The 11,607-nt window shown below is 55.3% G+C and carries 11 protein-coding genes; 4 read left to right on the top strand and 7 right to left on the bottom strand.

The window, feature by feature from the left end:
- Positions 1-8 precede the first annotated feature (8 nt).
- Genes DFK18_RS00135 through olsF form a run of 3 tightly spaced genes read right to left on the bottom strand, consistent with a single transcriptional unit; the run spans position 9 to position 4,367 of the window.
- On the bottom strand, positions 9-761 hold the full coding sequence (locus tag DFK18_RS00135) for a TSUP family transporter (protein ID WP_114416184.1): 753 nt from the start codon (positions 759-761) through the stop codon (positions 9-11).
- A gap of 33 nt (positions 762-794) precedes the next feature.
- Positions 795-2,636 (bottom strand): bifunctional diguanylate cyclase/phosphodiesterase, encoded by a 1,842-nt coding sequence (locus DFK18_RS00130; RefSeq protein WP_114416183.1) that lies wholly within the window; start codon positions 2,634-2,636, stop codon positions 795-797.
- A gap of 15 nt (positions 2,637-2,651) precedes the next feature.
- Positions 2,652-4,367 carry a bifunctional ornithine lipid synthase OlsF gene (gene olsF, locus DFK18_RS00125; protein ID WP_114416182.1) on the bottom strand — a complete coding sequence of 572 codons (1,716 nt, stop codon included), beginning with the start codon at positions 4,365-4,367 and terminating at the stop codon, positions 2,652-2,654.
- Between the two features lie 171 nt (positions 4,368-4,538).
- Here olsF and DFK18_RS00120 point away from each other — a divergent pair, with 171 nt between their 5' ends.
- Positions 4,539-5,720: a glycosyltransferase family 4 protein gene (locus DFK18_RS00120; protein ID WP_114416181.1), complete on the top strand. Its 1,182-nt coding sequence runs from the start codon at positions 4,539-4,541 to the stop codon at positions 5,718-5,720.
- Positions 5,668-6,243, top strand: coding sequence for a phosphatase PAP2 family protein (locus DFK18_RS00115; protein ID WP_114416180.1), 576 nt, complete (start codon positions 5,668-5,670; stop codon positions 6,241-6,243). Before DFK18_RS00120 ends, DFK18_RS00115 begins: the two co-directional genes overlap by 53 nt.
- Positions 6,244-6,300: 57 nt before the next feature.
- Here DFK18_RS00115 and DFK18_RS00110 read toward each other — a convergent pair whose 3' ends face one another.
- Together DFK18_RS00110 and queF are read right to left on the bottom strand one after the other, a co-directional pair.
- Positions 6,301-7,314 carry an adenosine deaminase gene (locus tag DFK18_RS00110; RefSeq protein ID WP_114416179.1) on the bottom strand — a complete coding sequence of 338 codons (1,014 nt, stop codon included), beginning with the start codon at positions 7,312-7,314 and terminating at the stop codon, positions 6,301-6,303.
- An 18-nt stretch (positions 7,315-7,332) separates the two neighbouring features.
- Positions 7,333-8,157: an NADPH-dependent 7-cyano-7-deazaguanine reductase QueF gene (gene queF / locus DFK18_RS00105; protein WP_114416178.1), complete on the bottom strand. Its 825-nt coding sequence runs from the start codon at positions 8,155-8,157 to the stop codon at positions 7,333-7,335.
- 43 nt (positions 8,158-8,200) lie between these two features.
- Here queF and trhA point away from each other — a divergent pair, with 43 nt between their 5' ends.
- Positions 8,201-8,818 carry a PAQR family membrane homeostasis protein TrhA gene (trhA, locus tag DFK18_RS00100; protein WP_114416177.1) on the top strand — a complete coding sequence of 206 codons (618 nt, stop codon included), beginning with the start codon at positions 8,201-8,203 and terminating at the stop codon, positions 8,816-8,818.
- A 72-nt stretch (positions 8,819-8,890) separates the two neighbouring features.
- Positions 8,891-9,061: a hypothetical protein gene (locus DFK18_RS14530; RefSeq protein WP_178006161.1), complete on the top strand. Its 171-nt coding sequence runs from the start codon at positions 8,891-8,893 to the stop codon at positions 9,059-9,061.
- Here the strand turns inward: DFK18_RS14530 and DFK18_RS00095 are convergent.
- Both DFK18_RS00095 and DFK18_RS00090 read right to left on the bottom strand, forming a co-directional pair.
- Complete coding sequence (locus DFK18_RS00095; RefSeq protein WP_114416176.1) at positions 9,047-9,664, bottom strand: Fic/DOC family protein; 618 nt, start codon at positions 9,662-9,664, stop codon at positions 9,047-9,049. The two genes, DFK18_RS14530 and DFK18_RS00095, sit on opposite strands and share 15 nt — an antisense overlap.
- 44 nt (positions 9,665-9,708) lie before the next feature.
- Positions 9,709-11,001, bottom strand: coding sequence for an NCS2 family permease (locus DFK18_RS00090; RefSeq protein ID WP_114416175.1), 1,293 nt, complete (start codon positions 10,999-11,001; stop codon positions 9,709-9,711).
- Positions 11,002-11,607: the final 606 nt, after the last annotated feature.

Below are 11,607 nucleotides of genomic sequence, written 5' to 3'. Positions count from 1 at the left end.
ACCTGCCCTCACCCTGTCCAAAAATAGCGTATCAGCATCAGCACACAGGTGGTGACCAGCAGGGGGCGAATCAGTCGGCTCCCCCCCTTGAGTACAGCCTGAGTGCCCAGCCAGGCACCCAGAGCCTGGCCCACCAGCATCACCAAACCGATTGACCAGACCAGCTCACCCCCCAGGGCAAAAACCGCCAGGGCGGCCAGATTGGTGGCCAGATTCAAAAACTTGGCCCGAACCGTGGCATCTAGCAGTGTGTAGCCACGTAGAGCAACTGCTGAGGTCGCAAAAAAGGAACCTGTGCCCGGGCCGAACATGCCATCATAAAAACCGATCACCGGCACCCAGAAGCGTTGGTAGGTCAGGGCGCGGATTCGTGGCCGGGTTTCCAGATCACCCGCCTTGGGGGCCAGCAGGTAGTAGGCTGCAATCAACAGCAGTACCAGGGGAATAACCCAGTCCAGCATTTGCGGATTGATCAACTGGACGCTGGCTGCACCCAGGGCCGAACCTGCCAAAGCCGCAAAAAAGAGGGCACGCATCTCCTGCCAGACCAGTAGACGCCGACGAAAGAGAGTCGCCGAAGCGGTCGCCACACCAAAAACACTTTGCAGTTTATTGGTGGCCAGTGCCTCCAGCGGAGCGACCCCGGCCAGAAGCAAGGCCGGGATGGTGATAAGTCCGCCGCCTCCGGCCAGGGTATCGATAAATCCGGCCACAAGGGCTGCAACAAATAACCAGGAGAGGATTTCCAGACTGAGTTCCAAACGCTGACTCCCTGCAAAAGGGAGTAGCTTAGCCTACTGCAGATCCTGGGGGGGATTTTTTGTCGGCCAGAGTTGTTGCAGACTTTGTCGATCCTGGTAAATCAGGCTGGAACCATCGATTTTTTTGGCGGCATGCTTGAGATGAGACACCTCGGCTGCCAGCATATGGGCCGTCATCTTGTCTCCCGGCAAGGTTCTGAAGGCTGCGATGGAAACCCCGACAAAGGCAAAAAAGCGCCTGGTTCCGTAACGATCTTCGGCATAGATGCCACCGGCCTGGCGATCCTCTTCCTGGTAGTATTCCAGGCTATGCCGCGAGAACTGATGCAGCACTTCAAGCATACGCTTTTGCCAGTCAGTACTGCGGCAAAGGGCAACAAAATCATCCCCGCCGATATGGCCGATAAAATCATCCTGAGGGTGCAGATGCTCCTGCATGCAAGCAGCCAGGCTCTGCAATAGCTGATCGCCCAGGGCATAGCCATAGGTGTCGTTGAAGGGTTTGAAGTTATCCAGATCCAGATAGCAGACCACCAGTGGCTGCTGTTCGGCCAGCCATTTATCCAGCGTGGACTGGATGGGCCCATTCCCCGGCAAAAGAGTCAGCGGATTGGCCTGGCGGGCATTGCGAACCTTCAGGTCAGTCATGGTTTTCAAAAGATCCACCACCTGTCCGATTCCGGCATAACAACCCGAGCGGGTGACAATAAAATCATCATCCAGATGGTCACGATGGCGTTCTGTCACCAGGCGACTGACTTCTTCCAGAGGGAAATCGATATCAACGCACAGTGAATGCGGGTACATCATGTCGGCAACACAACGCCGATAGATAATTTCCTTGCCGAAAGGTCTAAGCAACTCTTTCATCAACTGGTTACGCAGCAATAAACCCTGGGGGCGCAGGTGACTGTCCACCACCGGCAGGGAAAACAGGTCTTCGTCCTGGCGAAAAATCTCCACGGCTTCTGCCACACTGGTCTGGGGCGAAACACAACGAACCTTGCGAAGCAACAGACCGATGCTTTCCGAAGTCTCACCCGGGTCCCTGCCACCGCGAATCGAGAGATTGGGAATCACCGAGGTATCCACCTGCAACAGAGGTTTCGCCTGGGGACAGGCGAAGTAGTAACCCTGCACCAGATCCACACCCAGCTGTTGCAAGAATTCCAGTTCCTGCTGACTCTCCACGCCTTCGGCGACCAGACGCGTACCCAGGGAGGTCGCCAGTTTGAACAGGGATTGCATAAAATCCTGTTTGACTCTATCCCGATGCACCTGATGAACAAAATGACGATCGATTTTGACGTAATCGGGTTTGAGTTCCGACCAGAGACGCAGGCCGGAATAACCATTCCCCAGATCATCCAGAGCCACCTGGAAACCGTGGTTGCGATAATACTCCAGCCCCTGGCGCATGAGTTCAAAGTCATGCACCGGGTGGTTTTCGGTCAGTTCGATCACCACGCGATCAGGACGTATCCCGGCCATCTCCAGTAGCTGCAACAACTGACCGGGCTCGTGATCGGGTTGGATCAGCAGGTCCGGGGAAACATTGATAAACAGCTTGCCCGGTAGCTGCTGGTCGGCAAACCCCTGAACAGCCTTTTCCCGACAGAGCTGTTCCACCGCTGCCAGCTTGCCCAGCTTACGAGCCGTTCCGAAAAGTCTCAGGGGGGAATGCAGTTCCGTATCCAGGGGCCCGCGCGAGAGGGCCTCCCAGGCGTAGATGCGTTTTTCACGCAGGCTGACCAGGGGCTGGAAAACACTGAAGACCTGGTGTTGATCCAGCAGTTGATGAAGGTCTTCCTCCAAAGTGGCCAAGGCCCCGGGCAGCTGCTCGTCGGAATCACCCAGTGTGAAGCTGGAATTCATTCTGCCTCTCCCTGCTTAGAGTGAACGCAGATAACGTTGTTTTTTCTTCTGCTTGATCTGGGCGGTCTCCACCAACACCAGACCATCAATGCAGTAGCTGAAATAGGCATCCACGTTGAAATCAAGAAAATGGGCACCCCCGGTTTCACACAAGCCGGTGTAGTGCTTGTACAGGGTCGGCACCGTAACCCCGTAGAAGGCCAGAGCCTTTTTCAGGGTTTTGAAGTCCTCTTCGCAGGACTGGAAACCGAAGATACGCAGGGCTTCCTTGCGACCTTCTTCGCTGACCATATAGGGCGCCCGCGCCAGCGACAGATGGCTGGTCTGGCCATAGTAATAGCGGTAGTAGATCACCAGCAGATCCTTGGCCGCGGGCGGCAAGGCATTGGAAATGGAAACCGGCCCCAGCATCCATTGCAATTGAGGGCGGCTGCGCAGATAGGCACCAATGCCCTGCCAGAGATAATCCAGGCTGCGTCTGCCCCAATACTTGGGCTGCACAAAGCTGCGTCCCAGCTCTACACCCTTCTCCAGACAGGGCAAAAGCTGGCGTTGGTGCTTGAACAGGCTAGAGGAGTAAAGACCGTCCAAGCCCTGTTCTTTGACCAAAGGGCCGGTTTCTGCCAGGCGATAGGCGCCCACGATTTCCAGGCTCTCTTCATTCCAGAGCACCAGTTGCTGGTAATGGCGATCATAGTGATCAATATCCCGGCGCTGGCCCGTGCCTTCGCCCACACGCCGAAAGGTCAATTCTCTCAGGCGGCCGATTTCACGCAGCAGAGCGGAATCGGGTCGATAATCGGCCAGAAAGATCTTCCAGCCATCTTCGGTCTGGCCCAGGCATTCGGCTTCCTGGAGTTCCTGCTTGATGGCTTGAGGATTTTCCGGATGTGCCAGAGTCTTGCTGGTCACAAACAGTGAAGACTTGCGCGTGGGCAGGCGATAGACCTGCTTGCGCAACAACTTGACCTTGGTCTTGACCGGCAGGCCGGGCAGATCAAAGTGCTCCAGCGGAATCAGTTCACCGATGCGAACCGGCAGGTCGCGCCGATGCTTGCGGAACATCTCGCGCACCAGCAGCAGACCACCCAGCGGTTTGTAGATCATCGACAGGGAATAGAAGAGGGCCGAATTGGTGTAATCCAGGTGTACCGGCAGCAGCGGACTATTGGTTTTACGGGCAAAGTGAACAAAACCCTTTTGCCACTGGCAGTCGCGAATCCCTTTGGCAGTCATTCGCGAGACTTCTCCGGCCGGGAAGATGATCACGGCTTCTTCGTTTTCCAGACTCGCAGTGACCTGGCGGAAGGTCTGCCGAAAGCCCTTGCTGGACAGGTTGTCCACGGGCAACAGCAAAGGTCGCAGCGGCTTGAGCTGCCACAGGAGTTCATTGGCGACCACTTTGACGTCCGGGCGGATTTCGCTAACCAGCTTGAGCAGCACCAGTCCATCCAGGCTGCCGATAGGATGGTTGGCCACAATAACAACCCGGCCCTCTGCGGGAATATTCTGTTTCTCCCGGGCCGCGACCTGGTAACTGAACTGGAAACGCTCCAGCACCTGATCGACAAATTCCAGCGGACCCAGATCCTGATGCTGGTCCAGAAAAGCATTGATCTCGTCTTCGTGAAAGAGATCCTTTAACAAAGCCACCAATGGCTGACGAATCAGACGGGGCTGGGTGTCCAGTTGCGGATAATGATCACTGGCCAGTTTTTCAATATTCAGCATGGTCTTACCTCCTGCGATTTGCCTCAGCTTGCCGCAGAGGCATGGCAAAACCGTGTCCAAGTCGTGACAAACCGGTTACAGCCGGGCTGTCATTAAAATTTCCTCTTAGCGTCGCCCGCCTGTCATTTGCCGGGGTCAGCATCGGCTTAAGTGTTAAACGGGGATATAAAGATGCACATTGCAGTGGTGACCGAAACCTTTTTGCCGGAAATCAACGGGGTGAGTAAAACCCTCAGCCACCTCTGCCAGGGACTGGTCAAAAAAGGCGTGACGCTGGATCTCATCAGTCCCGGTCGCATCCAGCAACCGGGGCCGGGAATTACCAGCTGGCAGGCTCCCGGCCACCCACTACCCGGCTATCCCGGCCTCAAGTTTGGCTGGAAGCTGCCTTCGCGGGTGAAAAAACAGTGGCTGCACCGGGCTCCGCAGGTCTTTTATATCGCTACCCAGGGGCCGCTGGGGCTGGATGCCCTGCGCTTTGCACGCAAACACCGGATACCGGCCGTAACCGGCTATCACACCAGTTTCGATCTTTACCTGCAGCACTACCGTCTGGGCTGGCTGCAAAAACCCCTGCATCAGTATCTGCGCTTTTTTCACCGAGCCTCGACCCTCACCCTGACCCCGTCCATCCAGCAGCAGGAACTCCTGCAGGATGCCGGTTTCGGTCAGGTCGAACGCCTGGGACGTGGTGTGGATACCCGCATCTTCGGGCCGCAAAAACGCAGTGAAAAACTGCGCCGCCAACTGGGTCTGGCTCCGGGTGATCTCCTCGTGGGCTACGTTGGCCGCCTGGCTGCAGAAAAGAACCTGGAGCTCTTGCTGAAAAGCTTTCAGGCCATTCATCAGGAGCATCCCAGCGCACGCCTGCTGGTGGTCGGTGACGGCCCCTGGAAAGAGGAAATCCAGCGGCGCTGCCCTGCAGCAATTTTGGTGGGTAGCCAGGAAGGTGAGAATCTGGCCGGCTACTACGCCAGCATGGATTTGTTTCTCTTTCCCAGCCTGACCGATACCTACGGCAATGTCGTGGCTGAAGCCCTGGCCAGCGGCCTGCCTCTAGTAGCCTACCGCCGGGCTGCTGCGGCTGAATTGATTGCCCAGGGCAAGAATGGCTGGCTGGTGGAGACCAACACCAGCGAGCAGGGATTTATTCAGGCCGCCCGTGAACTGGCCGGTGAAGACCGCCTGCGGCTGATCATGGGTCACCTGGCCAGCCAAAGTATTCAGAAACTCAGTTGGAATGAAGTCTGTGAGCGTTTTTACCAGTATTTAATGGCCAGCCAATTCGGAGGTGAACGCCATGAACAGCAAACACAAGCTGCCGATATTGAGTCCCTGGGTCGCAAGATTTGAACACCTGGATCTGCAACTGGGCCGCTGGTTCAACCTCTGTGGTGTGCGCCCGCTGATTTGCCGCCCCTTTCAGCTGGTCAGCCGCCTGGGTGATGGCCTCTTCTGGTATGCCCTCTTGATTCTCTTGCCACTAACGCTGGGCTGGGCCGGTCTGCTGTTAAGTCTTCAGGCCGCCCTTACCGGTTTGATCTGCACCTGGCTTTACCTCTTTCTTAAACGCTCGACCAGTCGCCTGCGACCCTGTGATGCCAGCACCAGCATCGAAGCCCGCATGCCCGCGCTGGATAAATACAGTTTTCCTTCCGGGCATACCCTGCATGCCGTCGCCTTTACCACCCTGCTGGTCATCGCTCTGCCCCAGAGCGCCTGGCTGCTGGGCTGCTTTACCGGGCTGGTGGCCCTGTCGCGGCTGGTTCTGGGTTTGCATTACCCTTCCGATGTCCTAGCCGGTGCCCTCCTGGGCTGGCTGGTGGCTCGCCTGAGTCTGGCGCTCTATTCACCCCAGTTGCTGATCCTTGGTTGATTTTCGCAATAAAAAAGGCAGCCTCTCGGGCTGCCTTGTCTATTTAGGTTGACGGCCTCAACCGGCAAAGACTTCATCCACGGCGGCCAGGTGCCGGGCCTTGTCTTCATCACTCAACCAGGCGCTGGTAAAGGCATTGCGCGCCAGCTGATGCAGCTGTTGGCGAGTCACGGGCAGCTGCTCGATCAGGGCACGATAATTATCCAGCAGATAGCCGCCAAAATAAGCCGGATCGTCGGAATTGACCATGGCATGCAGTCCCTTATCCAGCATGGTCAACAAGGGATGCTCCTTGAGATCCTCGACGACACAGAGCTTAAGATTGGACAGGGGGCAGACGGTCAGGGTCATCTTGTCTTTGGCCAGGCGCTCCACCAGGGCGTCATCTTCCAGGGCACGGTTGCCGTGATCGATGCGATCCACCTTGAGCAGATCCAGTGCCTGCCAGACGTATTCGGGAGGCCCTTCTTCACCGGCATGCACGGTAATGGGCTTGCCCAGTTTTTTGCACTCGGCAAAAACCTGCTGGAAATTCTCCGGCGGAAAGCCTTTTTCCGAGGAATCCAGACCAAAACCGTCGATCTGATCCAGATGAGGTTTAGCCAACTCCAGGGTTTCCAGAGCGCTGCTTTCCGGCAGATGCCGCAAGAAAGACAGAATCAGGCGATAGCTGATGCCCAGCGTGGCCTTGCCCGCTTCCAGCGCACCGTGAATACCGGCCAGTTGCACGGTCAGGGGCACGCCTCTTTCCAGATGCGCCTGGGGATCAAAGAAGATTTCCACGTGCACCACTTTTTCTTCGTGCACTCTTTGCAGATAGGCCCAGGTCAGGTCATAAAAATCATCTTCGGTCAGCAGCACCGACATGCCAGCATAATAAACATCCAGAAATTCCTGCAGATTATTGAAGGAATAGGCCGCCTTGAGGTTTTCGACGCTGGCATAATCCAGCTGAACCTGATTGCGCTTGGCCAGTTTGAAGACCAGTTCCGGCTCCAGACTACCTTCAATGTGCAGGTGCAATTCAGCCTTGGGCATTGCCTCGGCCAATTGCAGGAGTTCCTCTTTCATATCACCACCTTTTGCAAGTTATTGCCTGAGCTGACGCAGATTGGCAGGCTTCAGGGAAAGCGTAGACCGCCAGGGATTGATGTCCAGCCCACCCCGGCGCAGATAACGGGCATAGACGCTCAGCTCCTGGGGCTGACACTGCTTGAGCAGGTCAACAAAAATCTCTTCAACACAGTGTTCGTGAAAATCACCCTTCTCACGATAGGAAATCAAATAAGCCAGCAGTCCGGCGGCATCCAGCTTGGGACCCCGATAACTGATCTGCACACTGGCCCAGTCAGGCTGGCCGGTCACCGGACAGTTGGATTTCAGCAGATGGCTGACCAGGGTTTCGCTGACCAGCAGGTCCGGATCAGCTTTCAAGAGATGGGGGGCAGGCGTATAGTCTTCCACGCTGATATCCAGGTCATCCAGACACCGCCCTTCCAGTGCCTGGGGCACCAGACCGGCATCGCCCCGAAACAGGGTCACCTCCACCGGCAGGCCCACCGCTTGAGAAAGATCCTCCCGCAACCGCTGCAAAACAGCCTCTTCCGAGTCAAAACTCGTCAGATTGAAGGAGTTCAGATAAAGTTTGAAAGACTTGGATTCAACAATATGGGTGGACTCAGCCGGAATACGAAACTCGGCCAGACGCACCAGCGGCTTGCCCTTGGCATTCAGCCAGGAAACTTCATAGGCATTCCAGATGTCCATTCCCCGGAATGGCAGGGAGGCAGCATCCAGACCCAGGCTATCACGACCCGGCTGACGCGGCAGCGGATAGAGAAGACCGGGATCGTATTGATTGACGTACTGGGTGTCCTTGCCCAAAGGAGAGGTTTCTACAGAAGGATTGTGCATCGTGGGCCAACTCTAGACAAAACGACAGGATAACATTTTCAAAATGTACTACGGCGAAAAATTCAACGCTTGGACGCATCTCTTGGGCACGCTACTGGCCATTGCCGGCGGCGTTTATCTGCTGGTTCTGGCCAGCTTTCAGGGCGATCCCTGGAAGATCACCAGCATGGCCATCTACGGTGCCACCCTGGTCATTCTCTACACCAACTCCACCCTCTACCACAGCCTCAAGGGCAAGGCCAAACGGGTGCTGCAAAAGCTGGATCATCTATCGATCTACCTGCTGATCGCAGGCAGCTATACGCCCTTTTGCCTGGTATCCCTGCGTGGCCCCTGGGGCTGGACCCTCTTTGGCATCGTCTGGGGACTGGCACTGGTAGGCATGCTGCAGGAAATCAAACCCCGCTCCCCTGCTCGAGTTCTCTCGGTAGTCATCTATGCCGTCATGGGCTGGATCGTCCTGATCGCCGTACCTCCCCTGATCGAGGCCCTGACCCCCGCCGGTTTTGCCTTACTGGCAACAGGCGGCGGCCTCTACACCCTGGGCATCGTCTTCTACGCCTATGATGAACGCTTTCGCCACTGGCATGGCATCTGGCACCTGTTCGTACTTGGCGGCAGCCTGACCCATTACCTGGCCGTGCTTTTGTATGTGGTTTAAGGGGGATGGCTAAGCAGCTGCAGCCTTTTGCTTGAAATGTTATAATGAAGTCTGTTCAAGTGAGGTGATTCTATGGCTAACGAGAAAGAATCCAGAAAAGTCAGCAAAGCTCGTATCTACCGAGCAGTAGCCAGTTCCTGTGCCATTGAGGCGGGGCAATCCATCGAGTCCATTGAAGCCAAGCTTAAAGCCAAGTCAGGTAAATTTAGCCATCTAACGCTCGCTCAGTCACTCGTCAACTAATAACACATCTCTTACCAACCGCTGCATGTGCTGAAGCTCTCCAGCAACGCCTGCTTGGATGGCACGAAAATAAAAGTCTTTATGCCCATCCCAAAGGGAATAGTCCAAAGGACCGTAGCCAGCTTTCGTCGCCATAACGTCCATTAAAAGACGCGAGATGCGTCCATTACCTTCACGAAATGGGTGTATAAGAATAAATTCAACATGGCTCTCAGCCAAAAAGCTTACCAGCTCATCAAAGGTGTAATGGCCTAGTTTCTCGAATTCCAGAAGATAGCTATTTTCAAAAGGCTGAATTTGATTGGGCAAAAATTGCGCCGCTGCAAATCTGAAGTCTGCTTTAGACATGTCCACCGTTCGTAGCTTGCCAGCCCACTCGTAAATAGGCTGTAGCCACATATGGTGCCAATCTTGGATATTTGCAAAAGTTAAGGTCGCCAAGTCAAACTCTGGCTCAAAGAGGTATTCATAAAGCTGAAGCAACAAAACCTCTTCAGCTTCATTCATATCCAGCTCTGACTGAATTCCCAGCTTATTTCTTAGAACCTTCTGGCCAGAACCAGGCTCATATTCACCTTCTTGTGTCCCGATGAAGTATTTCATATAAGCCCCAGGTTCTAGCCATCAGACCCTTTAAAGGATCCAAATCAAGGGAAGAAAATAAACTTGACGACAAACAATGCCGCCAGGACATAAACACTGATGCTGACTTCTTTACCCTGGCCGGAGAAGAGCTTGATCGCGGCATAGCTGACAAATGCCAGGGCAATACCATGAGCAATCGAGAAGGTCAGCGGCATGGTCAAGGCAGCAATCAGTACCGGTGCCGCTTCAGAGACATCATCCCAGTTTACCTTGGACAGGCTGCCAGTCATCAGCACAGCAACGTAAAGCAGCGCACCGGCGGTGGCATAAGCAGGAATGGAACCGGCCAGCGGGGCAAAGAAAAGGCTGATCAGGAAGAGACCGGCCACAACCACAGCGGTCAAGCCAGTACGACCACCAGCTGCAACACCCGAGGCACTTTCGATATAGCTGGTGGTTGAGGAAGTCCCCAGCACCGAACCCACGACTGTGGCCGAGGAGTCCGCCATCAGGGCTTTTTTGATCCGGGGCAGCTTGCCTTCGGCATCCAGCAGGCCACCACGCTGGGCCACACCGATCAGGGTGCCGGAGGTATCAAACAGATCCACAAACAGGAAGGCAAAAATAACGCTGATCATGCCCACTTCAAAAGCACCGGCTACATCCATGGCCATAAAGGTCGGCGCAACCGAAGGCGGCATGGAAACAAAACCACCAAATTCATTGTGGCCCAGCAGCATCGCCAGCAGGGAAACACCAAGAATCCCCAGCATCACGGCACCGGTAATACGCAGGTAGGCCAGGGCAGCAATCACAAAAAAGCCCAGGAAACCATAGATAGCTGAAGGCTGGGACAGATCCCCCAGGGTCACCAGCGTCGCGGGATCTTCCACCACGATACCGGCATTTTTCAGGGCAATAATTGCCAGAAACAGACCAATACCTGCGGCAATACCCAGCTTCAGGGAACCGGGAATGGAGTTGATCACCCACTCACGGATCTTGAAAATGCTGATGGCGATAAAGACCACACCGGAAAGGAAGATGGCACCCAGGGCGACTTCCCAGGAATAACCCATTCCCAGAACCACACCATAGGTAAAAAAGGCATTCAGGCCCATACCCGGTGCAAGAGCAATCGGGTAGTTGGCCCAGAGCCCCATAATCAGGCAGCCAATGGCCGCAGCCAGGCAGGTGGCGACAAACACAGCACCCTGGTCCATACCCGTTGCAGCCAGCATGGAAGGGTTAACAAAGATGATGTAAGCCATGGTCAAAAAAGTAGTGACCCCGGCCAGAACTTCTGTTTTTACAGAGGTTTGATGGGCTTTGAGCTGAAAGAGGCGTTCAAGCATCGGTTAAGACCTTTGGTGGATCAAACGGGCATTTTATCGTTTCATTGCCAATGAGCAACCCCGGAAGGGAATTTCCGGTGTTTTTCATTAGCAAACATCCTGCCAAGAGTTAATCCCACTGGAAGAGAATTCAGTAGGAGTGCTCTCCGAGCACGAGAAGTTACGAGGCTCTGATCCAATGATCGTGCAGAGGACTGCGCTCCCACCCAGACTGACTCACCCTTCAGCATCGCGCAGGGGACTAGGAGCCCAACCCAGGCTGGCTGATCCTTCGCTAAGCACTCGCCATGAGAGCTTGCTGTAGGAGTGCTCTCCGAGCACGAGGGGTTACAGGACTCTGATCCAATTATCACGCAGAGGACTGCGCTCCCACCCAGACTGACTCACCCTTCGACTAAGCACTCGCCATGAGAGCTTGCTGTAGGAGTGCTCTCCGAGCACGAGGGGTTACAGGGCTCTGGTCCAATGATCGCGCAGGGGACTGCGCTCCCACCCAGACTGACTGACCCTCTTCGGCATCGCGCAGAGGACTGCACTCCCACCCAGACTGACTGACCCTCTTCGGCATCGCGCAGAAGACTGGGCTACCTACCTATTCAAGCCGGT

This window comes from Marinospirillum perlucidum (assembly GCF_003336805.1).
Lineage (GTDB): Bacteria > Pseudomonadota > Gammaproteobacteria > Pseudomonadales > Halomonadaceae > Marinospirillum > Marinospirillum perlucidum.
The sequence above is the reverse complement of the archived record's forward strand: the minus strand, read 5'-3'. Positions and strand labels throughout refer to the sequence as shown.